Origin of the sequence: Micromonospora sp. DT53 (genome assembly GCF_049841535.1) — a bacterium.
Classification (GTDB): Bacteria; Actinomycetota; Actinomycetes; order Mycobacteriales; family Micromonosporaceae; genus Micromonospora.
On record NZ_JBNCKM010000002.1, the window covers coordinates 589,184 to 615,211 of the forward strand.

Here is a 26,028-nt window from a genome sequence, read left to right on the forward strand (position 1 = left end):
GTCACACCTCCCTGGAGTCCGAGCCGGCAACGATGTTGGCCGGCTCCCGCTCGGCGACCACGCGCGTGATACGCGGGCTCGGTGGTACCTGAAGATCCATCGGTGGCAGCGGGAAGCTCCCGTGCGGTCGGTTGTCGACCTGTTCCTGCGTGGTCGGCTTCGGCTTCGGGCGCCGGCTGGGCCAGAAGATCGAGGCGATCAGCAGGATGCCGGCCGGAATGCCGACGGCGATCACCTTGCCGCGGGTGTCCCAGTCCTCGATGGAGCGCAGGCCCGACAGGACCAGGATCCAGACCAGGTTGATCGGCAGCAGCACCTTCCAGCCGAGCCGCATGAACTGGTCGTACCGCAGCCGGGGCAGCGTGCCCCGCAGCCACACGAAGACGAAGACCAGCGCGATCACCTTGCCGAAGAACCAGAGCATCGGCCACCAACCGGAGTTGGCGCCCTCCCAGAGGGTGATCGGCCAGGGTGCCCGCCAACCGCCCAGGAACAGCGTGGTGGTGACCGCGGACATGGTCACCATCGCCACGTACTCGCTGAGCATGAAGAGCGCGAACTTCAACGAGCTGTACTCGGTCATGAAGCCCGCGACCAGCTCGGACTCGGCCTCGGGCAGGTCGAACGGCGCCCGGTTGGTCTCACCCACCGTGGCGATGAAGAAGATGACGAAGCTCGGCAGCAGCAGAATCGCGTACCAGCCCGGCGCCGGGATCGTCTGGCCGAAGATGCTCAGCTCGGTGCCGTGCGCCTGCTTCGCGACGATCCCGCTGGTGCTCATCGTGCCGGCGGTCATGAAGACCGCCACGATGCTCAGCCCCATGGCGACCTCGTAGGAGATCATCTGGGCGCTCGACCGGAGACCACCCAGCAGCGGATACGTCGAGCCGGAGGCCCAACCACCCAGCACGATGCCGTAGACGCCCATCGAGGAGCAGGCGAGCAGCAGCAGCACCGCCACCGGCACGTCGGTGACCTGCAACGGCGTGTGGTGACCGAAGATGCTCACCATCGGGCCGAACGGCACCACCGACAGGGCGGTGACCGCGCAGATCACCGAGATGGTCGGGGCGAAGAAGTAGACGACCTTGTCGGCCGCCTTCGGCAGGATGTCCTCCTTGAAGGCCATCTTCAGGCCGTCGGCGAGGGTCTGCAGCAGGCCGAACGGGCCGACCTGGTTGGGGCCGGGCCGCACCTGCATGTAGCCGACCACGCGCCGCTCGAACCAGACACCGAGCAGGGTGGCCAGCAGACCGAAGGCGAACGCGAAGACAATCTTGCCGAGGACCAGCCACCACGGATCCCGGCCGAAGTCGGCAAGCGTCGGATCCTGGGCCAGGTAGATCGGACTCACTGGTTACCCCCGGAGTTGAGGAGCGGACCCGGGAGACCGGTCTCGTCGGCCGCCACGCGCCCGGCCGGGATGGCCGCGCTCGGTGCGGGGACGGAGATCCGGACGACCGCGCCGGACGTCGCCCCGAGGCTGCGCCGCACGGTCGAGCCGGGTGAGTTGGTCGGCAGCCAGACCACGCCGTCCGGCATCTCGGTGAGTTCCGCCGGCAGGGTCAGCGCCCCCCGGTCGGTGCCGACCGTGACCGCGTCACCGTCGACCACACCGAGCGCCTCGGCGGTGCCCTTGCCCAGCCGGACCACCGGCGGACGGGCGGTCCCGGCGAGGTTCTCGTCGCCCTCGGTCAGGGTGCCGAGGTCCACCAGCTGGTGCCAGGTGGCCAGCACGGCCTCCCCGGCGTTGGGCTGCGGCACCCGGCCCGGCGCGACCGACGGCGTGGTCGGCCGAGACATCCGCGTCGCCGGCAGCGTGGCCAACTCGCGCCGCACGCTCAGCACGTCGGCCGTGCCGAGGCGCACGTCCAGCAGCGCGGCCAGCGCGTCGAGCACCCGGCCGTCGGTCATCGCCGCGGTGTTCAGCACCGCCTCGAACGGGCGCAGCCGGCCCTCCCAGTCCAGGAAGCTGCCGGCCTTCTCGGCCACCGGGGCGACCGGGAGCACCACGTTCGCCCGCCGGGTCACCGCGCTGGCGCGCAGTTCGAGGCTGACCAGGAACGGCACCGCGTCCAGAGCGGACTCGGCCAGTCGCGGGTCGGCCAGGTCGGCCGGGTCGACACCGCCGACGACAAGCGCGCCGAGCTGCCCGTTGGCGGCCGCGGTCAGGATGCCGTCGGTGTCCCGGCCGGCCTGGCTCGGGATCACCCCGGCCGGGATGTCCCACGCCTCACCCAGCTCGGCCCGGGCGGCCGGCTCGGTGACGAGGCGTCCACCGGGGAGCAGGTTGGGCAGGCAGCCCGCGTCGACCGCGCCGCGGTCACCCGCGCGCCGCGGCACCCAGGCCAGCTTCGCGCCGGTACGCCGGGCCACGTCGGCCGCGGCGGAGAGCCCGCCCGGCACGCTGGCCAACCGCTCACCGACGATCAGGATCGCTCCCGGTGCGCCCAGCGCCTCGCTGACCGTGGCGTGCTCGGCGAGCACGCTGGCCTCCTCGCCCGGCACCACCCGGGCCAGCTTCGCACCGAGCTTCTCCAGGCCGCGGGTGGCGAAGGGCGCCAGCGCGTACACCGTCAGGGTCTTCTTCAGGTACGCCTTGCGCAGCCGCAGGAAGAGGATCGGGCACTCCTCCTCCGGCTCCAGGCCGACCAGCACCACCGCCGGCGCGTTCTCCACGTCGGTGTAGGTGACGTCGGTGACCCCGGCGACCGAGCTGGCCAGGAAGTCGGCCTCCTCGCGGGAGACCGGCCGGGCCCGGAAGTCGATGTCGTTGGTGTTCAACGCGACCCGGGCGAACTTGGCGTACGCGTACGCGTCCTCGACGGTCAGCCGACCACCGGTGAGCACCGCGGTGCCCTGCCCGCTCTCCCGAGCCGTGTGCAGCCCCTCGGCGGCGACGGTGAGCGCCTCACTCCAGGACGCCTCGCGCAGCTCACCGGTGTGCTCGTCGCGGACCAGCGGAGTGGTCAGCCGGTCGGCGGCCCGGGTGTACTGGAAGCCCCACCGACCCTTGTCGCAGTTCCACTCCTCGTTCACCGCCGGCTCGTCGCCGGCCAGCCGGCGCAGCACCTTGCCGCGCCGCCAGTCGGTGCGCTGCCCACAGCCGGCCGAGCAGTGCTCGCAGACGCTCGGGCTGGAGACCAGGTCGAACGGGCGGGCGCGGAAGCGGTACTGGGCGCCGGTCAGCGCGCCCACCGGGCAGATCTGGACGGTGTTGCCGGAGAAGTAGGAGTTGAACGGGACGTCCCCGGCGTCGCCCTCTTCGCCGTACGCGTCGTCCCGGTAGATGTTGATCTCCTCGGCGGACGACCGGCCCATCAGGTCGATGAACTTGTCGCCGGCGATCTCATCGGAGAACCGGGTGCACCGCTGGCAGAGCACGCACCGCTCGCGGTCCAGCAGCACCTGGCTGCTGATCGCCATCGGCTTCTCGTACTCCCGCTTGTGCTCGTGGAAGCGCGAGTCGGTGCGGCCGGTGGACATCGCCTGGTTCTGGAGCGGGCACTCGCCGCCCTTGTCACACATCGGGCAGTCCAGTGGGTGGTTGAGCAGCAGCAGCTCCATCACCCCCTCCTGCGCCTTCTTGGCCACCGGGGAGGTGATCTGGGTACGCACGACCATGCCGTCGGCGACGGTCTGGGTGCAGGAGGCCACCGGCTTGCGCTGCCCCTCCACCTCGACCAGGCACTGCCGGCACGCGCCGGCCGGGGCCAGCAGCGGGTGGTCGCAGAACCGGGGGATCTCGGTGCCCATCTGCTCGGCGACCCGGATCAGCAGCGTCCCCTTGGGGGCGGTGACCTCGACGCCGTCGATGGTGAGGGTGACGGTCTCGGTCTGCTTGGCTACGTCGGTCATCAGTGCGCCCCTACCAGGGTCTTCTCCGACAGCTTGGGTGCGGTCCGACCCTCGATGTAGTCGAGGTAGTCCTGCTTGAAGTACTTCAGCGAGGAGGTCACCGAGCTGGTCGCGCCGTCACCCAGACCGCAGAACGAGCGGCCGAGGATGTTGTCGCAGGTGTCCAGCAGGGTGTCCAGGTCTTCGTGGGTGCCCTGACCGGCGAGGATCCGCCGGTAGACCCGGACCATCCAGTAGTTGCCCTCGCGGCACGGGGTGCACTTGCCGCACGACTCGTGGTGGTAGAACTCCAGCCACCGGTACGTCGCGTAGACCGGGCAGTCCTGGTCGGAGAAGATCTGGGTGGCCGTGGTGCCGAGGATCGAGCCGGCCGCCGCCACCCCCTCGAAGTCCAGTGGCACGTCCAGGTGCTCGGCGGCGAGCAGCGGGGTGGACGAGCCGCCCGGCGTCCAGAACCGCAGGTTGTGACCGGGCTGCATCCCGCCGGCCAGCTCCAGCAGCTCGCGCAGCGTGACACCCATCGAGCACTCGAACTGGCCCGGGTTGGCGACCCGGCCGGAGAGCGAGTAGATCATCGGCCCGGAGGACTTCTCGGTGCCCATGCTCTTCCACCAGTCGGCCCCACCGAGCACGATCGGCGGCACGCTGGCGATGGTGCCGACGTTGTTCACCACAGTCGGGCTCGCGTACAGGCCGTGGGTGGCCGGGAACGGCGGGCGCAGGCGGGGCTGGCCCCGGAACCCCTCAAGCGAGTCCAGCAGCGCCGTCTCCTCGCCGCAGATGTACGCCCCGGCGCCGGAGTGCACCACCAGCTCCAGGTCGTAGCCGCTGCGCAGGATGTTCCGGCCCAGGTAACCCTTGTCGTACGCCTCCTGGACCGCGTTGCGCAGCCGACGCGCGGCGTGCACCGCCTCGCCCCGGATGTAGATGTAGGCGCGGGCGGCCCGGATCGCGTACGACGCGATGATCACGCCTTCGACCAGCGCGTGCGGGTCGTGGGTCATCAGCGGCAGGTCCTTGCAGGTGCCCGGCTCGCCCTCGTCGGCGTTGACCACCAGGTAGTGCGGCTTACCGTCGCCCTGCGGAATGAAGCCCCACTTGAGGCCGGTGGGGAAGCCGGCGCCACCTCGGCCCCGCAGCCCGGAGTCCTTGATCAGCTGGATCAGGTCGTCCGGGTGGGCCTTGAGCGCCTTGCGCAGCGCGGCGTAGCCGTCCAGCTGCTCGTACGTGCCGATCTGCCAGGCGTCCGGCGACAGCCAGCGCTTGGTCAGCACCGGCGTCAGCTTGGCCAGCGTCTCCGGGCGGGGAGTGGTCACTTCTGGGCCCCCGTTTCGTTCGCGTCCGCCGGGCCGGCGCCGTCGGCGTCCGTCCCAGCCTTCGCTTCGGTGAGGTTGCGCTCCTGTGCCCCGGCCTCGTCGCCGGCGGGCTTGCGGTCGCCAGCGGGCGTGTTGGCCGCAACGCCCGCGGACTCCGCCTTCTGCGCGTCGCGCGGTGCCGGCGGCGAGGTCTCCGCGGGAACCGTGGCGGACGCCCCGTCGCCACCCTTGACCGGTGCCGCGCTGGCCTCGACGGGCGCCGGCTTGGCGGCCTCCGCCTTCGCCTTCGCCTCGGCGGCGGCCTTGTCGGCCTCGGCCTTGCTGCGGATCGGGGTGTTCGGGTCGAAGCCCGGCACCGAGACGCCGTGCTGCTGGGCCAGCCGCAACCCGCGCAGGGTGGGCTCGCCCGGCCCGCCGTCGGCGACCGCACCGTCACGCTCGTCGGCGAAACCGGCGAGCTGCACCGCCATCTCCTTGAGGGTGCAGAGCCGGGCGCCCCGGGTCGGCATCGGCCGGCCGCCGGCCCGCAGCTCGTCGACCACACCTACCGCGGTGGAGGCGTCCACGCCGTCGAAGAAGTCGTAGTTGACTGTCATCACCGGGCCGTAGTCGCACGCCGCCAGGCACTCCGCGTGCTCCAGCGTGATCGTGCCGTCCGCGGTGGTCTCGTCGTGCCCGACGCCCAGGTGCTCGGCGAGGGTGTCGTAGACCTCCTGGCCACCGAGCACGTTGCACATCGTGTTGGTGCAGACGCTGACCAGGAAGTCACCTGTCGGCTTGCGCTTGTACATCGTGTAGAAGGTGGCCACCGCGCCGACCTGGGCCTTGTTCAGCCCCAGCACCTCGGCGCAGAACGCGACCCCGGCCGGGGAGACGTACCCCTCTTCGGCCTGCACCAGGTGCAGCAGCGGCAGCAACGCCGAGCGGGACCGGTCCGCCGGGTAACGGGCGATGATCTCGCGCGCCCGCTCCCGGGTCTCGTCAGTGAAAACACTCATCGGTCACAACCACCCATCACCGGGTCCAACGAGGCGCCGCCGGCGATCACGTCGGCGATCAGACCGCCCTCGGCCATCGCCGGGAGGGCCTGGAGGTTGACGAAGCTCGGCTCCCGGTAGTGCACCCGGTAGGGCCGGGTGCCGCCGTCGGAGACCGCGTGTACGCCCAGCTCGCCGCGGGGCGCCTCGATGGCGACGTACACCTGGCCGGGCGGGACCCGGAAGCCCTCGGTCACCAGCTTGAAGTGGTGGATCAGCGACTCCATCGACTGACCCATGATCTTCGCGACGTGCTCCAGCGAGTTGCCCATGCCGTCCACGCCGATGGCCAGCTGCGCCGGCCAGGCGATCTTGCGGTCGGCGACCATCACCGGGCCCGGGCGGAGCCGGTCCAGAGCCTGCTCGACCAGCTTCATCGACTCCCGGATCTCGGCGAGCCGGACCTGGTAGCGGCCCCACACGTCACCGTCGGGGTGGGTCGGCACGTCGAACTCGTACGTCTCGTAGCCGCAGTACGGCATGGTCTTGCGCAGGTCCCAGGCGAGGCCGGCGGAGCGCAGCACCGGGCCGGTGATGCCGAGGGCCACGCAGCCGGTGACGTCCAGCACCGCGACGCCCTTCGTCCGCTCGGTCCAGATCGGCTGGCCGGAGAGCAGGTCCTCGTACTCCTTGAGCTTCTTCGGCATCATCTTGAGGAACTCGCGGATCTTGACGATCGCCTCGTCCGGCACGTCCTGCGCCACACCGCCCGGCCGCACGTACGCGTGGTTCATCCGCAGACCGGTGATGGTCTCGAAGATGTCGAGGATGTACTCCCGCTCGCGGAAGCCGTACAACATGATCGAGATCGCGCCCAGCTCCATGCCGGTGGTGGCCAGCCAGACCAGGTGCGACGAGATCCGGTTGAGCTCCATCATCAGCACGCGGATCGTGGTGGCCCGCTCGGTGATGTCGTCGGTGATGCCGAGCAGCTTCTCGACCGCGAGGGCGTACGCCGTCTCGTTGAAGATCGGGGCGAGGTAGTCCATCCGGGTCACGAACGTCGAACCCTGGACCCAGTTGCGGTATTCGAGGTTCTTCTCGATGCCGGTGTGCAGGTAGCCGACGACCGAGCGGGCCTCGCGGACCGTCTCGCCCTCCAGCTCCAGGATCAGCCGCAGCACCCCGTGCGTGGACGGGTGCTGCGGGCCCATGTTGACCACGATGCGCTCGTCGTTGATCGGGTCGGTACCCGAGACGATCGTGTCCCAGTCTCCACCGGTGACGGTGAAGACACGCCCCTCGTCGGTCTCGCGCTCGCTGGCGTAGTTCGACGTAGCGCTCACTGGTACGACCTCCGCTCGTTCGGCGGCTGGATCTCCGCGCCCTTGTACTCGACGGGGACGCCGCCGAGCGGGTAGTCCTTGCGCTGCGGGTGGCCCTCCCAGTCGTCCGGCATCAGGATCCGGGTCAGGCTGGGGTGGCCGTCGAAGACGATGCCGAACATGTCGTACGCCTCCCGCTCCTGCCAGTCCGCGGTCGGGTAGATGGCGGTCACGCTGGGCAGGTTCGGTGCCTCGACGGAGACCGCGGCCTCCAGCCGGACCCGCCGCCGGTACGTCATCGAGGTGAGCAGGTAGACCACGTGCAGCCGGCGTTCGTCGGCGCCCAGGTAGTCCGCACCGGACACCGAGGAGCACAGCTCGAAGCGCAGCGCCAGGTCGTCCCGCATCACCTGGCAGACCTCGGCGATGCGCTCCGGGCGTACGTGCAGGGTCAGCTCACCCCTGTCGACCACGACCTTCTCGATCGCGTCAGCGAAGGCCGGGTACGCCTCCTCCAGCGCGTCGCGGACCTCGTCGAAGTAGCCCCCGTACGGTCGGGACGCCTCTTCGATGGGCTGACGCTGGCGGACCAGGCCGCCGTAACCGGACACGTCGCCGGTGCCCTGGTTGCCGAACATCCCGCGACCGGCCGGGCTGGACGGCGGGAGCTCGGCGGGAGCACCACTTGTGGCGCCGGCCGGCACCACCGGCAGCGGTACGCCTCCGTCGTTTGGCTTGTCCGTGGGTGACGTCATTTCGGGCCTGCCTGCGGGTGGAGGTGGTTCTGAGCGTTCATCCAGTTCTCGATGCGCAGCTGCTCCTCGCGGCCCTCGCGGACCGCCCGGGTCCACTCGGCGCGCCGGGCCTTGTCGCTGCGGTACGAGGAGGGCATCGAGCCGTAGGGGACGACCGGAACGTCGCCGCGCTCCTGGCGGGCCGCGAGCATCTTGCGACCGTTCGGGCCCAGCGGCTCATACATGATCTTCTCGCGGAGCTTGAGGATCGCGTCGATGAGCATCTCCGGCCGGGGCGGGCAGCCGGGGAGGTACATGTCGACAGGCACCACGTGGTCGACGCCCTGCACGATCGCGTAGTTGTTGAACATGCCGCCGCTGCTGGCGCAGACGCCCATCGAGAGCACCCAGCGCGGCTCGGCCATCTGGTCGTAGATCTGGCGCAGCACCGGGGCCATCTTCTGACTCACCCGGCCGGCCACGATCATCAGGTCGGCCTGCCGGGGCGACGCCCGGAAGACCTCCATGCCCCAGCGGCCCATGTCGTAGTGCGGACCACCGGCGGCCATCATCTCGATGGCGCAGCAGGCCAGGCCGAAGGTCGCGCCCCACACGGACGACTTCCGAGACCAGTTGACCAGCTTCTCCACCGAGGTGAGCAGGACGCCGGCGGGAAGCTTCTCCTCGATGCCCATCTGACGTTCCTTCCTCAGTCCCAGTCCAGGCCGCCGCGCCGCCACACGTAGGCGTACGCAACGAAGACCGCGACGATGAACAGGACCATCTCCACGAAGCCGAAGATCGGCAGAGCGTCGAACGAGACCGCCCAGGGGTAGAGGAAGATGATCTCGATGTCGAAGACGATGAAGAGCATCGCCGTCAGGTAGAACTTGATCGGGAACCGCCCGCCGCCGACCGGCTGCGGGCTGGGCTCGATGCCGCACTCGTAAGCCTCGAGTTTGGCCTTGTTGTAGCGACGGGGACCGGCGAAGCGGGCGGCGCCTACGGAAAACAGCGAGAACGCCGCGGCGAGGGCGAACAGCCCGATGATCGGTGCGTAAGGCGAGAGCGACATCGTTTTCTCCTGCTCGTCCTTCCCTGCCCTCGGTGCTTGACGAAAATCACACTATTCACGTCCCTCGCAGTGGCAGTCGGCGGGGGTCGATCTTTGTCAGCGTCGGGGCCGTGACCAGCGCCGATGCCGTCCTACTCAGACAGCTGGCGCGGCCTTCGTCATCGCGTTGATGACCCGATCCATCGCGTCCCCGCCGCGCGGGTCGGTCAGGTTGGCCAACAGCTTGAGCACGAAACGCATCAGCGTCGGGTGCGGCATGCCGTGTTTGGTGGCGATCCGCATGATCTCGGGGCGGCCGATCAGTTTCACGAAGATGCCGCCCAACCGGTAGTAGCCGCCGAGCCGGGCCTTCAGCTCGTTCGGGTACGCCATCAGCGCGCGCTCGCGTTCCGGGCCGGCCGGCCGGGCGAGGGCCTGGACCATGGCCTCCGCGGCCAGTTCGCCGGACTCCATCGCGTACGCGATGCCCTCACCGTTGAACGGGTTGACCATGCCGCCCGAGTCGCCGACCAGCAGCACGCCCCGCGTGTAGTGGGGCACCCGGTTGAAGCCCATCGGCAGCGCGGCGCCGAGGATCGGGCCGTCGGCGTTGGTCTCGTCGGTCATCCCCCAGTCTTCCGGGGTGTTGGCGAGCCAGTCGGTGAGCAGCCGGCGGTAGTTGGTCTTGCCGAACGCCGAGGACGAGTTGAGCACGCCGAGGCCGACGTTGACCCGGCCGTCACCGAGGCCGAAGATCCAGCCGTAGCCGGGCAGCAGGTTGTCGCCGCTGTCCTTGCTGCGCAACTCCAGCCAGGACTCCAGGTAGTTGTCGTCGGCCTTGGCCGGCGAGCGGTAGTAGCGGCGGACGGCAACGCCGATCGGCCGGTCCTCCCGCTTGGCCAGCCCGAGCGCGAGCGGGAACCGGCCGGAGACGCCGTCCGCCGCGACGACAAGCGGGGCGTGGAAGGTGGTGGGCTCCTTGCCCGGCCCGACCTCCGCCTCGACACCTGCCACGCGGCCGTCGCCGTCGAGGACCGGGCCCAGCACGTTGACGCTGGTCCGCAGCTTCGCGCCGGCGGCCACCGCCCGTTGGGCGAGCAGGTCGTCGAAGTCCAGACGCGTGCGCACCAGACCGTAGTTGGGGAAGCTGGCCAGCTCGGGCCAGTCCAGTTCGAGGCGCACCCCGCCGCCGATGACCCGCAGGCCGCGGTTGTGCAGCCAGCCCGCCTCGGGCGAAGTGTCCACACCCATCCGGATGAGCTGGCGCACCGCGCGCGGGGTCAACCCGTCGCCGCAGACCTTTTCCCGGGGGAACTCGGTCTTCTCCAACAACAGCACCCGTACGCCGTGCCGGGCCAGGTGGTACGCAGTCGCTGATCCACCGGGACCGGCGCCCACGACAATGACGTCGGCGTCGTGTTCCACCGCGGTCATTCGCGCCTCCTCCCGCACGCTCGTGAAATGCTTCACAAGCCAGACGGGACGAGTGTATGACCGGCGTCATACCAGCGCAGGATCAGGGGTACCTAACTCGCCGATGTGACAGCCGACGACCGTCCACACCGGTCGGGTGTCAGGCCGGGCTGGAGGCGTCCAGGCCCGCGTCGACCCGGATCGTCTCCGGCAGATGCTCGCGGAGCGCCCCACCCGCCGCCCGGTCCAGTGCTGCCAACACCTCGGCGACCACCTGCCGGACCTCGACCGGGTCGGCCCCGGCCAACTGGCGCAACTGGGCGATGAGTTCGGCCGCGTCGTCATCGGTGGCGGCCACCGGGTCCGCCGGGTCTGCTCCGGTCATGCGATCGAGCGTACGGGGCAAAGTGGACTAAAGACCGACATTGCCGGAACCTGAATAATGTCCGTGCCGGTTGGGGCGGTCCGTCCGCTACTCGCGGATCCCCCGGTGCAGCGCCACCACGCCACCGGTCAGGTTGCGCCACGCCACACGTCCCCACCCGGCCGCGGCCACCCGCCCGGCCAGCGCCGACTGCGCCGGCCAGGCCCGGACCGACTCGGCGAGATAGACGTACGCCTCGGGGTTGCTCGACACCGTGCGGGCCACCACCGGCAGCGACCGCATCAGATACGACAGGTAGACCGTCCGGAAGACCGGGTTGACCGGGGTGCTGAACTCGCAGACCACCAGCCGGCCACCCGGCCGGGTCACCCGGGCCAGCTCACGCAACGCCGCGTCGGTGTCGTTGACGTTGCGCAGCGCAAAGGAGATGGTCACCGCGTCGAAGCTGGCGTCGGCGAACGGCAGCCGCAGCGCGTCTCCGGCCAACAGCGGCACCTCGGGCCGGGCCCGCTTGCCGGTGTGCAGCATCCCCAGCGACAGGTCGACCCCGACCGCGTACGCCCCGGACTGGGCCAGCTCGCGCGTCGAGACACCGGTGCCCGCGCCCACGTCCAGCACCCGCTCGCCCGGCCGCAGCCCGAGCGCCGCCCGGGTGGCCCGGCGCCAGGAGCGGTCCTGACCCATCGAGATGACCGTGTTGGTCAGGTCGTAACGCTCTGCCACGCCGTCGAACATCGCGGCGACCTCGTGCGGCTGCTTGTCCAGACTGGCGCGCTGGCCCTGCGGGGAACGGCTCACCCCTCCACTCTGCCAGCCGCCCGCCAACCGACGCTCGCTGGGTGGGCGGCACGCCCCGCGACGCTCGTCGGCTGGGCGGCACGCCCCCGGGTACGCGAAAGGGCGGGGTGGTCGCCCACCCCGCCCTCGCGTCGTGCCCGCGTCCATGACGCCTCGTCAGGACACGTGTCGCTCTCGCACCCGTGACGGTCGCGCCTCTTCCGCGCGCCGCTGGTCAGGGCACCGGCGTCAGTCGGTCGACTTCTCGTCGGCCGGCGAGACCAGGACCACCTTGCGACGGCGGCTGAGCACCAGCAGCGCTCCGCCCACGAGCAGGATGATCACACCGATTCCGCCGATCAGACCGACCTGCACACCGGTCACCGGCAGGCCGCCACCGCCCGAGCCGCCACCGTCGGAGCCGCCACCGGCACCCGGCGAGACGGTCGTGCCCGGCGTCGTCGTACCGCTCGGGATCGGCGTCGGAGTAGCCGTCGCGGTCGGGGTCTCGGTCGGGTTGGCCGTCGCGGTCGGGGTAGCCGTAGCGGTCGGCGTCTCCGTTGGGGTGGCCGTCGGCGTCGGGGTGGCTGTCGGCGTCGGCGTCGGCGACCCGGTCGGGGTGACCGTCGGCGTCGGCGTCGGCGACCCGGTCGGCGTCGGCGTCTCGGTCGGGGTGACCGTCGGCGTCGGGGTCGGCGTCTCCGTCGGAGTGACCGTCGGCGTCGGGGTCGGCGTCTCCGTCGGAGTGACCGTCGGCGTCGGGGTCGGCGACTCGGTCGGAGTGACCGTCGGAGTCGGAGTCGGCGACTCGGTCGGAGTGACCGTCGGGGTCGGCGTCGGTTCCACGGCCTGGTCGACGAAGACGTCGAAGACCGCCTGATTGTCGCCCTCGTCGACCTCGGTGAAGGCCTTGCGCTGAGCGGTGTTGGCCCGCTTCGGCTGCTCCTCGGGCGTGCCGGCTGCCGCGTCCAGGCCGTGCGCCACCAGCTCGCCCACCCGCAGCACCGGCTCGGTGACGTCCTTGCCGACGGTCACCTTGATGTCCGCCGTGTAGTAGTCGCCGGGCCGGATCACCGCGCCGTCGTCCTGACAGAGCGCCTGAGCGACGCCGAAGGACTGCTCGGTGCACGTGTCCGGCAGGGTGTCGAAGGTGACGCCCGCCGGGAGGGTGAGCACGTAGGCGAGGCCGGTGGCCTTACGGCTGCCGTCGTTGTAGACCGCCCAGTCGACAGGCACCGTCTCGCCCGGCCGCACCGGCCGGAGGTCGGGGTCGTCGCCGTTGACGCCGTTCACCACGACGTTCGCGTTGACGTCCTGCACCCAGCTGGTCAGGTCGTACCCGGGCTCGGTGACGGTGATGTCGTGCTCGACCTTGTTGTCTTCCTTGTTGGGGTCCTCGGTGGCGGAGCGGATGGTGACCACAAGCGTGCCGGCGTCGCCCTTACCACCTGTGGAGAAGACCGGGATGCCGAAGTCCTCGCTGGTGCCGGCGGCCAGGTCGCCGAGGCGGCAGGTGAACTTCTCGCCGTTCACCCGGCAGCCGTCGGGCACCACGACCCGGACCTTGCTCGTCTTCAGCCTGCTGGTGTCCACTGTGTAACTGACGCCCTTGGCGTCTTCCTCGCTCCGGGTGTTGTCGACCGTGAACTTGAACGGCTTGCTCTTGGCCTCCGTGACACCCTTGGCCAGGTTGTAGCTGAGCGGCACCAGGGCCAGATCGGCCTGCTCGGCCGCCAGCACTGGGGCGGCCACGGCGGCGATGCCGCCGGCCGCGAGCAGCGCCACGACACTGGCGCGCACCAGCGTCGAGCGGTGGAACGCTGTCATCAGTCCCCCGGGGGTAGGGAAGAAAGAGAAGAATGGTTGCGGAACGAGCGGACGCTATCGGAGGCCGATCTTCCACGCCAGCAGGCGGACCCGTTTTCAGCCGTCCGGCTCCAGCTGGGCAGACAGTACGGGCGGGATGGTCACCCATCCCGCCCGTACTGCCGTGCGTTATATGAACGACCCGCAGCGGGCCGATGGAGGACTGCCCCGTCTGGCGACGGTGACGGATATGAGCCGGGACGCTAGCCGCCGACGATCATCTCCACCAGCCCCGCACCGGACAGCCTGACGCTGCGGCGGCGGGGACCACCCGTACCGCCGGGGGGTGATCCGGCGGGAGCATGAGCGTCGATCAGCCGAACGGCCGGGCCTCGACCGTCAGCTGACGTCGACCAGGGGCAGGGATCGGCCCGCGCCGCCACCGGGCAGCGCGATCGAGGAGAAGTGCGAGACCACCCGGTCGTCGGTCGGGTCGTCGGCCGGCGTGTGGTGCACGGCGAGCCGGTTGTAGAGGGTGTCGCGCTGGGCGGGGATCCGGTCCGCCGAGCGGATCATGCCGATCAGCTCGTGCAGGTTGGAGCGGTGCCGCGCACCGGCGGAGGAGATGACGTTCTCCTCCAGCATGATCGAGCCGAGGTCGTCCACGCCCATGTGCAGCGCGAGCTGCCCGACGTCCTTTCCGGTGGTCAGCCAGGACGCCTGCAGGTGCGGCACGGTTTCGAAGAAGAGCCGGGCCACCGCGACGAGCCGCAGGTATTCCAAGGTGGTCGCCTGGGTGCGGCCCTTGAGGTGGTTGTTCTCCGGCTGGTACGTCCACGGGATGAACGACCGGAAACCGCGGGTGCGGTCCTGCACGTCCCGGATCATGCGCAGGTGCTCGATCCGCTCGGCGTGCGTCTCGCCGGTGCCCATCATCATGGTGGCGGTCGACTCGACGCCCTGCCGGTGGGCCAACTCCATGACCTCCAGCCACCGCTCGCCCGACTCCTTGAGGGGCGCGATGGCCTTACGGGGCCGCTCGGGAAGCATCTCCGCGCCGGCGCCGGCGATCGAGTCCAGGCCGGCGGTCTTGATCCGGGCGATGGCCTCGTCCAGGCTCACCCCGGAGACCTTGGCCATGTGCAGGATCTCGCTGGGGCCGATCGAGTGGATGACCAGCTGTGGGTACGCCTGCTTGACCGAGGAGAACAGCTCCTCGTAGTACTCCACGCCGTAGTCCGGGTGGTGCCCGCCCTGGAGCATCACCTGGGTGGCGCCCAGCTCGACCGCCTCGCCGCACCGGCGCAGGATCTCCTCGGTCGGGTGGGTCCACCCTTCCTTGTGCTTGGGGGCCCGGTAGAACGCGCAGAACTTGCACGCCGTCACGCAGACGTTCGTGTAGTTGATGTTGCGATCGATCAGGTACGTGACGACGTTGTCCGGGTAGCGCCGCCGACGCACCGCGTCCGCCGCCTCGCCCAACGCGTGGAAGGGCGCCTCGGTGTAGAGCAGCAGCGCCTCCTCGGGCGTGATCCGCCCGCCGTCCGCGCCGCGCTGCAGGATGTCGTCGATCTCCCGGCTCACCGTCACCCCCCGAGCCTACGTCGGCCCACCCGACTCGGCCGCCGGACCCCGGCGCGGTGCGGCACGTCCCACAGCCGCCGTCAGCTCTCGCGTACCTCGACGTGGATGCCGTAGCTGTCCCGCAGCTCCGCCGCGAGCTCCGGCCCCACCCACGCCGGCAGGTACGCCTCCCACCACGACCGCTCGGAGTGCCCCGGCATCGGCTGCTCGGAGAGCAGCGCCCGGAACCGCTCGTCCGCCGCCTCGATCCGCTCCCGGACCCACCCCATCTGCGGAAAGCCGAACAACCGTTCGTCGGTCAGCACCCGCTCGATGGCTTCCCGGATGCTGAGGTCGGACCAGTACTCGTCGAGGTTGTCGTCGTACCCCTCCTCGCAGAACTCGACGAGCTGCTCCCACCCCTCCACGTAGCCGGTCGGCCGTCGTCCCCTGGTGACCTCGGCGAACCGGTCGACGAACTCGCGGTCGTTCGGCGTCGTCATGCGTCGTAGTCGATGGTGAGCTTGTCGGTGGTCGGGCTGGACTGGCAGGTCAGCACATAGCCGGCGGCCAGCTCGTCGGGCTCCAGCGCGTAGTTGCGGGCCATCGTGACCGCGCCGTCGACGACCTTCGCCTTGCAGGTCGAGCAGACACCGCCCTTGCAGGCGTACGGCAGCTCGCCCCGCACCTTCAGCGCGGCGTCCAGCACCCGTTCCTCGCGACCCATGGTGAAGCTCGACGACCGGCCGTCCAGCACGATGGTGACCTCGGCCCCGGCGCCCGCCTGGTCGACGGGTCGACGCACCGGCTCCGGTGGCGTGTCGACGTGGAACAGTTCGGTGTGCACCGCCGACTCGGGCAGCCCGCGTGCGGTCAGTACGTCCCGGACGTCGACCACCATGGCGTACGGGCCGCAGAGGAACCACTCCTCGATCAGGTCGCCCGGCACGATGGTGCCCAGCAGCCGGCCCAGCCGCTCGGCGTCGATCCGGCCGGAGAGCAGCGGCGACTCGCCCTGTTCCCGGGAGAGGACGTGCACCAGGTGCAGCCGGGTGGGATAGCGGTCCTTCAGGTCGGCCAACTCCTCGGCGAACATCACGGTGTTCGCCGTGCGGTTGCCGTACACCAGGGTGAAGGTGCTGGCCGGCTCGACGGCCAGGGCGGTTGCGACGAGCGCGAGCACCGGGGTGATGCCGGAGCCGGCGACGACCGCGCCGTAGTGCCGCGCCCGGTCCGGCGCGAACGCCGTGGTGAAGGTGCCCAGCGGCGGCAGCACCTCGACCGTGTCGCCACCGCGCAGCGCCCCGCAGGCGAACGCCGAGAAGGCGCCGCCGGGGATCTCCCGCACCCCGATCCGCAACCGGCCGCGCCGGGCCAGGTCGTCGGGGGTGGAGCAGATCGAGTACGACCGGCGCACGTCCGCGCCGTCCGGCGCGGCTGAGCCGGGAAGACGCACGGTGAGGTGCTGGCCCGCGCGGAACGCGAAGGTCTCCCGCAGTTCCTCGGGTACGGCGAAGGTCACCGCCACGGAGTCGTCGGTGAGCCGGTCGACGGCGGCTACGGACAACTTGTGGAAGACGGGCCGGCGGCGAACCGGGCGGGTGATGGTGACAGTCACAGCGCCTTCAGGTGGTCGAAGGGTTCGGAGCAGGAGCGGCACCGCCACAGTGCCTTGCACGCGGTGGAGCCGAACCGGCTGAGCTGCTCGGTCTCCGGCGAGCCGCACTGTGGGCAGCGGACCGCGAGCGTCAGCGAGACGACGCCGGCGGCGGGCACCCGGGCCGGCGGGGCGATCCCGGCGGCGGCGAGCTTGGCCCGCCCGCCCTCGGAGATCCAGTCGGTGCTCCACGGTGGGCTGTAGACGGTCTGGACCTCGGCGTCCGGGTGGCCGGCAGCGGTGAGCGCGCGGCGGATGTCGGCCCGGATCACGTCCATGGCCGGGCAGCCGGTGTAGGTCGGGGTGATGGTGACGGTGACCCGGCCACTGGCCGGATCCTCCTCGACCGCCCGCAGGATGCCCAGCTCGTCGATGGTGATGACCCGGATCTCCGGGTCCACCACCGACGCGGCCGCGTCTCTGGGGTTCACCACGTCGCTCCGGGGTGGGCCCGGTGCAGCACCTGCATCTCGGCGAGCAGGTAGGCCAGGTGCTCGGTGTGCACACCGGCCCGCCCGCCGGCCGGGGCCCAGGCGCTCTCCGGCCGGGTGAGCGTCGCCTCGGCCAGCACCGGGCCGACGACCTCGTCGAACGCCGGCCGCAGGGTGGCCGGGTCGACAGGCGCCGCCGGGTCCGCGGCGAACAGCTCATGGGTGTACGGCCACACCTGGTCGACGGCCGCCTGCATCCGACGATGCGACTCCTCGGTGCCGTCACCGAGCCGCTTCACCCACAGCGAGCCGTGGTCCAGGTGGTACGCCGACTCCTTGCGCGCCTTCGCGCCGATCGCGGCCAACCGCTCGTCCGCGCAACCGGCCAGCGCCGTGTACAACGGCAGTTGGTACGCCGCCAGGAAGAACAGCTTCGCCATCGTCACCGCGAAGTCGTCGTTGGGCAGCTCGACCAGTAGCGCGTTGCGGAACTCGCGGTCGTCGCGCAGGTACGCCAGCGCGTCCTCGTCGCGACCGGCGCCTTCCAACTCGCCCGCGTACGACAGCAGCAGGCGCGCCGCGCCGAGCTGGTCGAGGGCGATGTTGGCCAGCGCGATGTCCTCTTCCATCTCCGGTGCGCGGGTGGTCCACTCGGCCAGCCGTTGGGCCGTGACAAGCGCGTCGTCACCGAGGCCGAGGGTGAAGTCGAAGGGCCCGTTCACAGGTGTGCCACCCCGTCCGGCACCTCGTAGAACGTGGGATGGCGGTAGACCTTGTCGGCGGCCGGGTCGAAGAAGGCGTCCTTCTCGTCCGGGCTGGACGCGGTGATCGCGCCGGCCGGCACCACCCAGATGGACACGCCCTCCTGGCGGCGGGTGTAGAGGTCACGGGCGTTGCGCAGGGCGAGCTCGGCGTCGGGGGCGTGCAGGCTGCCGACGTGCGTGTGCGACAGCCCGCGCCGGGCCCGCACGAAGACCTCCCACAAGGGCGAATGACTCGTCATGCCAGGTTGCTCGGCTTGCTCGCTACGCTCGCTCATGCGGCCACCGTCTCCTTCTGTCCCGACCGCTTCGCGGCGTACGCCGCGGCGGCCTCGCGTACCCAGCTGCCGTCGGCGTGCGCGGCGCGGCGGTGGGCGATCCGCTCGCGGTTGCACGGCCCGTCGCCGGAGATCACCCGCATCAGCTCGTCGTAGTCCGGCTGGGTGTAGTCGTACGCCTGCCGCTCGTCGTTCCAGCGCAGGTCGGCGTCGGGGATGCGCAGCCCGAGGATCTCGGCCTGCTGGACGCACATGTCGACGAAGCGTTGCCGCAGGTCGTCGTTCGAGAAGCGCTTGATCTTCCAGGCCATCGACTGGGCGGAGTGCGTGGAGTCGCCGTCCGGCGGGCCGAACATGGCCAGCGACGGGTACCACCACCGGTCCACCGCGTCCTGGGCCATCGCCCGCTGGGCGGGGGTGCCGTGCCCCAGGGTGTGCAGGATCTCGTACCCCTGCCGCTGGTGGAACGACTCCTCCTTGCAGACCCGGATCATCGCGCGGGCGTAGGGGCCGTAGGAGCAGCGGCAGAGCGGCACCTGGTTGACGATTGCCGCGCCGTCCACCAGCCACCCGATGGCGCCCACGTCGGCCCAGCTCAGGGTGGGGTAGTTGAAGATCGAGCTGTACTTCTGGCGGCCGTCGAGCAGCAGCCGGACCAGCTCGTCGCGGCTGATGCCGAGGGTCTCGGCGGCGGCGTAGAGGTAGAGGCCGTGGCCCGCCTCGTCCTGCACCTTGGCCAGCAGGATCGCCTTGCGCTTGAGTGACGGCGCCCGGCTGATCCAGTTGCCCTCCGGCTGCATGCCGATGATCTCGGAGTGGGCGTGCTGGGCGATCTGGCGGATCAGCGTCCGCCGGTACGCGTCGGGCATCCAGTCGCGGGGCTCGATCTTCTGCTCGGCGTCGACCACCTCGGCGAAGTACGCCGCCAGGTCCTCGTCCGGCCCGGGACCGCCACGCCGCCCGCGCGCCGCCGCTGCCCGCAGCTCGGCCTCGGCGGCCTCGACCTCGCCCAGCAGGCCGCCGGGCGCCTCGTCGGGGGCGCCGTCCGGGGCGGAGAAGTCGTTGCCATACATGAGGCTAAGTGTTACAGCTAGCGCCTCATTGCACCAGGGGGTGTAACAGGAATCCGGGCATCCCATCCGTAACTGAATGACTGCTTTGTGCTACCTGGCGGCCGCCCCGACGCCGTGACTTAGGCCACGAAACAAAGGTGAATCATTGCAAAAACCTCATAGTGGCCCCATATCGCGCCTTTATCGCAGGTTGCCTAGTGTCGAACCCTGGCGGTCCGCCGGTCCGGACGTAGACTTCTGCCGGACAACCGATCGGCTGCCGACCATCGACATCTCCACAGAGGCCACCTCCCCCGGCCTCGGCGATCGCACCGATTCGTCCCGACGACAAGCCGGTCCCCCCGGCCCTGACACCTGGAGTTCACCCACTCATGCGATCTCGCGTGACCCTGGTGCTCGCCATCACGGCAGTCGTGCTCGGCGGCGTCCTGCTGGTCCCCACCGCGTACGCCAAACTCGCCAGTGACGACAACGCCGGCGGAGGCGGTGGAGGCGGCACGTCGAGCGTCGCCGCTCCCGCACCCGCCCCACCACCGCCGCCCACCCTGGCGCCGGGCCCGGTGTCGGTGAGCTTCAAGGGTCAGTTCTTCTCGTGGGCGCTGCTGGATCGCAAGACCGGCAAGATCTCCGGGTCGCCGAACATGACCGCGACAAGCACCACCGAATCGATGATCAAGGCGTGGATCGTCTCCGACTACCTGCGGCAGCTCGGCAACAAGGAGCCGTCCGCAGCAATGAAGGAGATGGCGCGACTCGCCATCGTCGACAGCAACGACGGGGCGGCCAACAAGGTCTACGCCGCCGCGGGAGGCTCGTACAAGCCCTCGTCGAGCAGCGTTCCCGACCCGGTGATCCAGCGGGCGATCAAGATCTGCGGGCTGACCGACACCAGGCGCGGCAACGTCAAGCCGTACACCGGCTACTGGAGCTTCACCCGGATGTCCCCCCGCGACGCGGTCCGGGTCGGCGACTGCATCGCCGACGGTAAGGCCGCCGGTCAGAAGTGGACCAAGTGGGTGCTGGACCAGATGAGCAAGGTCAAGGGCACCACCGCGGCCAAGGACCAGCGGACCTCGTCCGGCGGTGGTCGCTGGGGGATCATCGACGGTCTGCCCAAGTCGATCACCGCGCAGGGCCCGGTCAGCATCAAGAACGGGTGGACACCGATCTACGGCGACGGCAACTGGCACGTCAACTGCCTCGCCGTCACCGGCAAGTGGAGCCTCGCCGTGATGCTTCGCTATCCGATCAGGACCGGCCTGGACTACGGCGCGAAGGTCTGCGCCAGCGTGGCCACCCAACTGGTCACCCCGCAGCCCGGCGCCGCGCTCAAGGTGCCGCAGCAGCCGGTCGGGAAGCTTTGATGGCCGGCAACCGTCGGGTCGACCGGCGCAACGGCGGCGAGACCTCCCCGATTCGGCTGATCGCCGTCGCGGTCATCCTGATCGGCTTGGTGCTGGTGTCGCTGCGGCTGCTGCCCGGGTCGCCGTTCGAGTCGTCCGCCGCGGCCAAGTGGGGTGACGCCGGCTCCAGCGCCAGCGACCGCCCCACCGGCGCCGGCACCGACCGCAGCGCCCGCCAGCCGTCCTCGCCGTCACCGAGCCCCAGCCCGTCGCTGGAACCGCTGCCCTTCGTGGCCAAGGACCTCAAGCTGGACATCACCGGCTGGTATTCCTGGAGCGTCCTCGACCGTCGGACCGGAAAGATCATCGGTTCGAAGAACATGGGCGAGACCAGCACGACCGCCTCGATGATCAAGGCCTGGATCGTCGCCGACTACCTGCGTCGCGCGGCCGACGCCGGCCAGACCCCGAGCGACGCGAAACTCGCCGACGCGACACGGATCATCCGGGACAGCGACAACACCCGCGCCGAGCAGTTCTACAACCAGGTCGACCGGGACGCCTCGATCAAGCGACTCATCTCCATGTGCAAGCTGACCGACAGCAGCGTCGCCCCCGACGGCGGCTGGAGCCGGACGGCGCTCTCCCCCCGCGACACCGCTCGGATGGGCAACTGCATCGTCACCGGCACGGCCGCCGGGCCGAAGTGGACCAAGTGGCTGCTCAACGAGATGAAGCAGGTTCGCGGTGCCGGCGACTTCGGTATCCGCAAGGCCTTCCCGGCCGCCGAGCAGAAGAAGATCGCCATCAAGAACGGGTGGATCGACCGGACCAGGGAGCAGGAGATGCACATCAACTGCCTGGCCATCGGTGACACCTGGACGATGGGCGTGATGGTCAAGTACCCGATCAACATGGGCTACGACTACGGCATGAAGAACTGCGAGAAGATCACCGAGGCACTGCTCCGCCCCGGCACCTGATCCCGCAGGCCCGGCCGGCCGGGTCAGCCGGCGAAGAACTCGGGGCCGCCGTCCGGCAGCGCCGGGGCCTCGCCGATGGCGGCGGCCCGCCGGGCCCACTCGCGCAGCCCGGCGACCTGCCGGTCGCCAAGGGAGAAGTCGAGGGTCCGGAAGTACGTGGCAAGCGTCTCCGCGTCGAAGGTCTCCCAGCGGGCCGCCGCCTCGGCGACCTGGTCCAACTCCGCCAGGCAGAGGTCCCGCGAGCGCAGGAAGGCCTCGTGCACCTCCTTGACCAGGCCCGGGTGGGCGGCGGCGAAGTCCCGGCGGACCGCCCAGACGGCGAAGACCATCGGCAGCCCGGTCCACTCCCGCCACGCCTGCCCGAGGTCGGTGACCGTGAGGCCCTTCTGCGGCGCCTCGTAGTACGCCCGCAGCGCCACGTCGCCGATCAGCACGGCGGCGTCGGCCTCCAACAGCATCTGGGTCAGGTCCGGCGGGCAGCGGAAGTATTCGGGCCGCACGTTGTACTGCTCGGCGAGCAGCAGCTGCGCCAGCATGACCCCGGTCCGCGAGGTCGAACCGAGCGCCACCCGGGCGCCGTCCAACTCGCCGAGGGGCCGGGTGGAGACCATGTTGACCGAGAGCACCGGCCCGTCGCTGCCCACCGCCAGGTCCGGCAGGAGCAGCAGCTCGTCGGCGTGCTTCAGGTACTCCAACAGCGTGATCGGGCCGATGTCGAGATCGCCGGCGACCAGCGCCGCGCTCAGCCGGTCCGGCGAGTCCTTGTGCAGGTCGACGTCGAGCAGGGCACCGGAGCGCATCAGACCCCAGTAGATCGGCAGGCAGTTCAGGAACTGGATGTGCCCGACTCGCGGGCGTGCGATGCGCTCAGACATGGCCCGACCGTATCCCCGGCGGCTGGCTCCGGCTCGGCGGGCCGGCCCGGAGTGGCCAAGCCCGCACTTGACCCGGCTGATTGTCGGCCGCCTGCCGGCGACGGCCGCCGTGCCGCCCGGGTCACGACCGGCACGAACACCAGCACCACCAGCAGCCCGACCACACCGGCGCCGGCGATCAGCGGCCGAGGCGGCACGGCCGCGAGCAACGCTCCGCCGATCAGGAAGCCCGCCATCGAGCCGCCCTGCACCGCCGCGCCGTAGCTGGCGTACGCACGAGCGCGCATCGCCTCCGGCACCCGCCGAGCGGTGAGCAGGTTGGCGAAGACGTTGTCGCCACCGTTGGCCGCGCCCCCCACCAGCCAGAGCGGCACCAACACGCCCGCCGCCGGCACCGTCGCCGCGAGCAACACCATCAGGCTGCACACGGCCAGGGTGGCCAGCACCCCACGTACCAACGCGCCGTCGTCGTCGAGCCGCCTGGCGAGTCGTACGGCAAGCCAGCCACCCGGCAGCATGCCCGCCATCCACGCGGCACTGACCAGGCCGTACGTGGTGGGTGAACCCCCCAACGTCTCCCGGATGAAGAAGACCTCGATCACGTTGATGCCGCCGATCGCCGCGATCACCACGGCGGTGCTCACCACCATGACGAGCATCAGCGGGTCGCGGCGCAGCCGCCAGCCGATCTCCGTACCCCCGGCGGTCGTCACGCCGCCCGAGACGGCCCGGCTGGTCGCGACGGCGTGGCTGGCGGCGGGCCGCCGGCCGCCGCGTCGGGTCCGCAGCAGCAGGCTCGCCACCACGAGCGCCAGGTAGGTCGCGGCGTCGAGAAGCAGCGGTACGCGGGTGCCGAACTGCCCCACCAACAGGCCGGCCAGCACCGGGCCGCCGAGCGCGCCGAGCGAGACGGCGGTCTGACTGATCGCGCTGGCCCGCGGCAGGTCGGTCGGACGGACCATCGCCGGCAGCAGCGCTGCCAGACAGGGTTGGGTCACCGCGAGCCCGCAGGCCAGCAGGGTGACGAGCCCGACCACCAGGACCGGCTGCTCGACGACGGCGAGGAGCGCGCAGATCGCGGCCTGCCCGAAGCCGATGGTCACCAGCAGGGTACGGCTGTCCGTCCGGTCGGCGAGTCGGCCCGCGAGCGGGGCGAGCACCACCAGGGGCAGGGTGGCGGCCAGCAGCAGCCCCGAGACGGCCAGCCCACCGGCACCGGCACCCTGGAGGGCCAGCGCCAGGGCGGTCGCCGCGAGGAAGTCCCCACAGATCGTGGTGCCCCGAGCGGCGGCGGCGATCCAGACATCCGCCCAGCGCGACTCATCAGTTGTGAAGGACATACTTCGAAGATAATCCTTCACAACTGATCCATGCAACCCTGCCTATGTCAGCGGCACCGTTCGGTACTGCACGGCGACCCTGCGCGCCCCCGGCGGTGGATCACCCTGCCGTCGTCGCGGCTGGTACGGCCGCAGCAGGGCCAGCACCGCCTCGTTCAACTCGGCCAGCTCCTCGGCGGTGAGCAGCAACAACGTGTCGCTGAACAGGGCGTTGTCGTACCACTCGGCGGGTTCGTCGCCGGCCCGCCGCAACCAGTCCCGGGTCCGTTCCATGGCCCGGACCGCATGCGCCTCCACCAGCGCCTGCTCAGCCGCACGCGCCTCGGGCCCGGCATCACGACCCGCCTCGACCTGCACACTCAAACTCGGCACGCGCCACAGCCGCTCGCGCGCGTCCCCCCGGCTCGGCGCCTGCTCGACCAGGCCGAACTTCGCCAGCGCACGCAGGTGGTAACTGGTTGCGCTCGGCGACAGCCCGACGATCTCGGCGCACTCGGTGGCGGTCCCGCCGCTCTCGCGGCTACTCAGGTATTCCATGATCGCGATCCGGGCCGGATGGGCCATCGCCCGCATCACCTGCGGGTCGCTGATCGTCATCCGGCGCGAATCAGGGCGGGCCTCGGTCATGGGCCCATGATCCCGGCAGGTCCCCCAACCTGCCATCACCCCCACGTTCCGCCCGGACCACGAGCAGGGCGCGGGCGGCTCGCCATGACGACGAATTCAGTTCCCATTCATTGATCAACGCCAACCCGAAAGTGTCGTACACCAGTTCCATTCTGTTTACATGTTGGAGGCGTTGGAGCAGGTGGGCGGTGCGGTTGACGACTGCGCCGAGACCGCGCTCTGAGGGCTCTCCGATGACGATCTGCTTGCTTCTCTCGACGCGACTCAGGTGTTGGCGCAACGGTTGGCCGCCGTTCAGCTCGGCCTGGTTCGCGAGTTGGACGGTCGCGGGGTGGCGGTCGCCCAGGGTGCCTCGTCCACCGCGGTCTGGCTGCGGGAGCGGCTCCGGCTCTCGGGTCGCAGTGCGCGCCAGCTGGTCCAGCTCGCCGCCACCATCGACGCCGCCCCGCCAACGGTGCGCGCGGCGCTGCTCAGCGGTGCCATCGCCGTCGAGCAGGGTCGGGTGGTGGCCGAGACGATCGCCGCTCTCCCGGTCGAGGCTGGTCCCGAAGTGGCGGACAAGGCCGCCCAACTGCTTGTCACCTGGGCCGACCGTTTCGGTCCGACAAGCCTCAGTCGGCTCGGCGAACGCGTCCTCACGCACGTCGCCCCGGAGCTGGCCGACGAGGCTGAACTGAAGGCTCTGGAGCGGGCCAGCGAGCGGGCCGAGGCCCGCCGGCACGTCACCCTCTCCGAGCAGCAGAACGGGCAGGTACGCCTCCGCGGCAACCTCGACACCGAAACCGCGAGCCTGCTGCGCGAGGCAATCGACCCGCTCTGCGCCCCGACCGGTGAGCACGATGACCGCAGTCCTGGTCAGCGCCGCGCCGACGCGTTGGGCGAGGTCTGTCGTCTGGCGCTACGCACCGGTCAGCTGCCCGGCAACGGCGGCGACCGCCCTCAGCTGGTGGTGACCGTGTCGCTCGACGAGCTGGTCAACGGCGTACGCGCCGGAGCACTGGACACCGGCACGCGCCTCACGCCCGGCGCGGTCCGCCGCCTGGCCTGCGACGCTGGCGTGCTGCCAGTCGTGCTTGGTGGCAACAGTCAGGTGCTCGACGTCGGTCGCCAGCGCCGGCTCTTCACCGGCCCACTACGTCGCGCGCTGCTCCTGCGGGACGGCGGTTGCGCCTTTCCTGGTTGTGATCGGCCGCCGAGGTGGTGCGACGGTCACCACATCCGACACTGGGCCGACGGTGGGGTGACGGCGCTGGGCAATGCGGTGCTGCTCTGCGGCTACCACCACCGGTTCATCCACCGCGGCGACTGGACGGTTCGCATCGCGGCGGACGGTCGACCTGAATTCCTCCCGCCCAGCTGGCTCGACCCGCTGCGCACCCCACGTCGCAACCTCTACCACCTGCGCTGCTGACGCCGCCACCACGCCCACTCCGCCCGAAACCGCGCGGCGCG

Annotated in this window: 24 protein-coding genes and 1 pseudogene; 3 read left to right on the plus strand and 22 right to left on the minus strand. The window is 70.6% G+C overall.

Translation table 11 applies throughout. The features are described from left to right. Position 1: 1 nt before the first annotated feature. The 19 genes and pseudogenes from nuoH to paaA form a co-directional block, all read right to left on the minus strand. Positions 2-1,354, minus strand: a complete 1,353-nt coding sequence (gene nuoH / locus ACLQ3B_RS08560; protein ID WP_425778938.1) for an NADH-quinone oxidoreductase subunit NuoH — start codon at positions 1,352-1,354, stop codon at positions 2-4. Beyond that, a complete protein-coding gene (locus tag ACLQ3B_RS08565; RefSeq protein ID WP_425778939.1) occupies positions 1,351-3,858 on the minus strand; it encodes an NADH-quinone oxidoreductase subunit G in 2,508 nt (835 codons plus the stop codon). Before ACLQ3B_RS08565 ends, nuoH begins: the two co-directional genes overlap by 4 nt. Next, the gene (nuoF, locus tag ACLQ3B_RS08570) at positions 3,858-5,174 is read right to left on the minus strand and encodes an NADH-quinone oxidoreductase subunit NuoF (protein WP_425778941.1); all 1,317 of its coding nucleotides are present in this window, start codon (positions 5,172-5,174) and stop codon (positions 3,858-3,860) included. Before nuoF ends, ACLQ3B_RS08565 begins: the two co-directional genes overlap by 1 nt. After that, a complete protein-coding gene (nuoE, locus tag ACLQ3B_RS08575; RefSeq protein WP_425778943.1) occupies positions 5,171-6,172 on the minus strand; it encodes an NADH-quinone oxidoreductase subunit NuoE in 1,002 nt (333 codons plus the stop codon). Before nuoE ends, nuoF begins: the two co-directional genes overlap by 4 nt. Next, the gene (locus ACLQ3B_RS08580) at positions 6,169-7,497 is read right to left on the minus strand and encodes an NADH-quinone oxidoreductase subunit D (RefSeq protein WP_425778945.1); all 1,329 of its coding nucleotides are present in this window, start codon (positions 7,495-7,497) and stop codon (positions 6,169-6,171) included. The genes nuoE and ACLQ3B_RS08580 overlap by 4 nt, the downstream gene beginning before the upstream one ends. After that, entirely contained in the window at positions 7,494-8,231 is a 738-nt protein-coding gene (locus ACLQ3B_RS08585; RefSeq protein WP_425778947.1) for an NADH-quinone oxidoreductase subunit C, read from the minus strand. Before ACLQ3B_RS08585 ends, ACLQ3B_RS08580 begins: the two co-directional genes overlap by 4 nt. After that, entirely contained in the window at positions 8,228-8,905 is a 678-nt protein-coding gene (locus ACLQ3B_RS08590; protein ID WP_030486262.1) for a NuoB/complex I 20 kDa subunit family protein, read from the minus strand. The genes ACLQ3B_RS08585 and ACLQ3B_RS08590 overlap by 4 nt, the downstream gene beginning before the upstream one ends. Positions 8,906-8,919: 14 nt before the next feature. Further along, a complete protein-coding gene (locus ACLQ3B_RS08595) occupies positions 8,920-9,285 on the minus strand; it encodes an NADH-quinone oxidoreductase subunit A (protein ID WP_007454588.1) in 366 nt (121 codons plus the stop codon). A gap of 135 nt (positions 9,286-9,420) precedes the next feature. After that, on the minus strand, positions 9,421-10,698 hold the full coding sequence (locus ACLQ3B_RS08600) for a geranylgeranyl reductase family protein (RefSeq protein ID WP_425778949.1): 1,278 nt from the start codon (positions 10,696-10,698) through the stop codon (positions 9,421-9,423). Between the two features lie 139 nt (positions 10,699-10,837). Further along, positions 10,838-11,062, minus strand: coding sequence for a hypothetical protein (locus ACLQ3B_RS08605; protein ID WP_124821347.1), 225 nt, complete (start codon positions 11,060-11,062; stop codon positions 10,838-10,840). 87 nt (positions 11,063-11,149) lie between these two features. Beyond that, positions 11,150-11,860, minus strand: coding sequence for a demethylmenaquinone methyltransferase (locus ACLQ3B_RS08610; protein ID WP_425778951.1), 711 nt, complete (start codon positions 11,858-11,860; stop codon positions 11,150-11,152). Between the two features lie 720 nt (positions 11,861-12,580). After that, positions 12,581-13,666: pseudogene (locus ACLQ3B_RS08615) on the minus strand (cell wall anchor protein); the annotation flags it as partial. A gap of 378 nt (positions 13,667-14,044) precedes the next feature. Next, complete coding sequence (gene mqnC, locus ACLQ3B_RS08620; RefSeq protein ID WP_425778953.1) at positions 14,045-15,235, minus strand: cyclic dehypoxanthinyl futalosine synthase; 1,191 nt, start codon at positions 15,233-15,235, stop codon at positions 14,045-14,047. A gap of 74 nt (positions 15,236-15,309) precedes the next feature. After that, complete coding sequence (locus ACLQ3B_RS08625) at positions 15,310-15,711, minus strand: hypothetical protein (protein WP_425778955.1); 402 nt, start codon at positions 15,709-15,711, stop codon at positions 15,310-15,312. After that, a complete protein-coding gene (gene paaE, locus ACLQ3B_RS08630) occupies positions 15,708-16,826 on the minus strand; it encodes a 1,2-phenylacetyl-CoA epoxidase subunit PaaE (protein ID WP_425778957.1) in 1,119 nt (372 codons plus the stop codon). The genes ACLQ3B_RS08625 and paaE overlap by 4 nt, the downstream gene beginning before the upstream one ends. Further along, positions 16,823-17,299, minus strand: a complete 477-nt coding sequence (gene paaD, locus ACLQ3B_RS08635) for a 1,2-phenylacetyl-CoA epoxidase subunit PaaD (RefSeq protein WP_425778959.1) — start codon at positions 17,297-17,299, stop codon at positions 16,823-16,825. Before paaD ends, paaE begins: the two co-directional genes overlap by 4 nt. After that, entirely contained in the window at positions 17,293-18,018 is a 726-nt protein-coding gene (paaC, locus tag ACLQ3B_RS08640; RefSeq protein ID WP_425778961.1) for a 1,2-phenylacetyl-CoA epoxidase subunit PaaC, read from the minus strand. The genes paaD and paaC overlap by 7 nt, the downstream gene beginning before the upstream one ends. Continuing rightward, positions 18,015-18,335 carry a 1,2-phenylacetyl-CoA epoxidase subunit PaaB gene (gene paaB / locus ACLQ3B_RS08645; RefSeq protein WP_425778963.1) on the minus strand — a complete coding sequence of 107 codons (321 nt, stop codon included), beginning with the start codon at positions 18,333-18,335 and terminating at the stop codon, positions 18,015-18,017. Before paaB ends, paaC begins: the two co-directional genes overlap by 4 nt. Next, complete coding sequence (gene paaA, locus ACLQ3B_RS08650) at positions 18,332-19,408, minus strand: 1,2-phenylacetyl-CoA epoxidase subunit PaaA (protein ID WP_425778965.1); 1,077 nt, start codon at positions 19,406-19,408, stop codon at positions 18,332-18,334. Before paaA ends, paaB begins: the two co-directional genes overlap by 4 nt. A gap of 371 nt (positions 19,409-19,779) precedes the next feature. On the opposite strand from paaA, the gene ACLQ3B_RS08655 reads away from it, so the two are divergent. Continuing rightward, positions 19,780-20,772 carry a hypothetical protein gene (locus ACLQ3B_RS08655; RefSeq protein ID WP_425778967.1) on the plus strand — a complete coding sequence of 331 codons (993 nt, stop codon included), beginning with the start codon at positions 19,780-19,782 and terminating at the stop codon, positions 20,770-20,772. Further along, positions 20,772-21,734, plus strand: a complete 963-nt coding sequence (locus ACLQ3B_RS08660; RefSeq protein WP_425778969.1) for a hypothetical protein — start codon at positions 20,772-20,774, stop codon at positions 21,732-21,734. Before ACLQ3B_RS08655 ends, ACLQ3B_RS08660 begins: the two co-directional genes overlap by 1 nt. Before the next feature lie 23 nt (positions 21,735-21,757). Here the strand turns inward: ACLQ3B_RS08660 and ACLQ3B_RS08665 are convergent, their stop codons facing one another. Genes ACLQ3B_RS08665 through ACLQ3B_RS08675 form a run of 3 tightly spaced genes read right to left on the minus strand, consistent with a single transcriptional unit; the run spans position 21,758 to position 24,576 of the window. Next, positions 21,758-22,609, minus strand: coding sequence for a menaquinone biosynthetic enzyme MqnA/MqnD family protein (locus tag ACLQ3B_RS08665; RefSeq protein ID WP_425778971.1), 852 nt, complete (start codon positions 22,607-22,609; stop codon positions 21,758-21,760). Then, entirely contained in the window at positions 22,561-23,949 is a 1,389-nt protein-coding gene (locus tag ACLQ3B_RS08670; protein WP_425778973.1) for an MFS transporter, read from the minus strand. The genes ACLQ3B_RS08665 and ACLQ3B_RS08670 overlap by 49 nt, the downstream gene beginning before the upstream one ends. A 42-nt stretch (positions 23,950-23,991) precedes the next feature. Then, the gene (locus ACLQ3B_RS08675; protein WP_425778975.1) at positions 23,992-24,576 is read right to left on the minus strand and encodes an ArsR/SmtB family transcription factor; all 585 of its coding nucleotides are present in this window, start codon (positions 24,574-24,576) and stop codon (positions 23,992-23,994) included. 241 nt (positions 24,577-24,817) lie between these two features. On the opposite strand from ACLQ3B_RS08675, the gene ACLQ3B_RS08680 reads away from it, so the two are divergent. Next, a complete protein-coding gene (locus ACLQ3B_RS08680; protein WP_425779843.1) occupies positions 24,818-25,987 on the plus strand; it encodes a DUF222 domain-containing protein in 1,170 nt (389 codons plus the stop codon). Positions 25,988-26,028: the final 41 nt, after the last annotated feature.

Bases quoted from the DNA above. Each gene is read 5' to 3' on its own strand.
- ACLQ3B_RS08590 (WP_030486262.1), bottom strand. From the start codon at position 8,905: ATGGGCATCGAGGAGAAGCTTCCCGCCGGCGTCCTGCTCACCTCGGTG.
- ACLQ3B_RS08655 (WP_425778967.1), top strand. From the start codon at position 19,780: ATGCGATCTCGCGTGACCCTGGTGCTCGCCATCACGGCAGTCGTGCTC.
- ACLQ3B_RS08565 (WP_425778939.1), bottom strand. From the start codon at position 3,858: ATGACCGACGTAGCCAAGCAGACCGAGACCGTCACCCTCACCATCGAC.
- ACLQ3B_RS08600 (WP_425778949.1), bottom strand. From the start codon at position 10,698: ATGACCGCGGTGGAACACGACGCCGACGTCATTGTCGTGGGCGCCGGT.
- ACLQ3B_RS08605 (WP_124821347.1), bottom strand. From the start codon at position 11,062: ATGACCGGAGCAGACCCGGCGGACCCGGTGGCCGCCACCGATGACGAC.
- ACLQ3B_RS08625 (WP_425778955.1), bottom strand. From the start codon at position 15,711: ATGACGACGCCGAACGACCGCGAGTTCGTCGACCGGTTCGCCGAGGTC.
- nuoE (WP_425778943.1), bottom strand. From the start codon at position 6,172: ATGAGTGTTTTCACTGACGAGACCCGGGAGCGGGCGCGCGAGATCATC.
- ACLQ3B_RS08595 (WP_007454588.1), bottom strand. From the start codon at position 9,285: ATGTCGCTCTCGCCTTACGCACCGATCATCGGGCTGTTCGCCCTCGCC.
- paaA (WP_425778965.1), bottom strand. From the start codon at position 19,408: ATGTATGGCAACGACTTCTCCGCCCCGGACGGCGCCCCCGACGAGGCG.
- ACLQ3B_RS08660 (WP_425778969.1), top strand. From the start codon at position 20,772: ATGGCCGGCAACCGTCGGGTCGACCGGCGCAACGGCGGCGAGACCTCC.
- ACLQ3B_RS08670 (WP_425778973.1), bottom strand. From the start codon at position 23,949: ATGTCCTTCACAACTGATGAGTCGCGCTGGGCGGATGTCTGGATCGCC.
- ACLQ3B_RS08675 (WP_425778975.1), bottom strand. From the start codon at position 24,576: ATGACCGAGGCCCGCCCTGATTCGCGCCGGATGACGATCAGCGACCCG.
- paaB (WP_425778963.1), bottom strand. From the start codon at position 18,335: ATGAGCGAGCGTAGCGAGCAAGCCGAGCAACCTGGCATGACGAGTCAT.
- ACLQ3B_RS08665 (WP_425778971.1), bottom strand. From the start codon at position 22,609: ATGTCTGAGCGCATCGCACGCCCGCGAGTCGGGCACATCCAGTTCCTG.
- ACLQ3B_RS08585 (WP_425778947.1), bottom strand. From the start codon at position 8,231: ATGACGTCACCCACGGACAAGCCAAACGACGGAGGCGTACCGCTGCCG.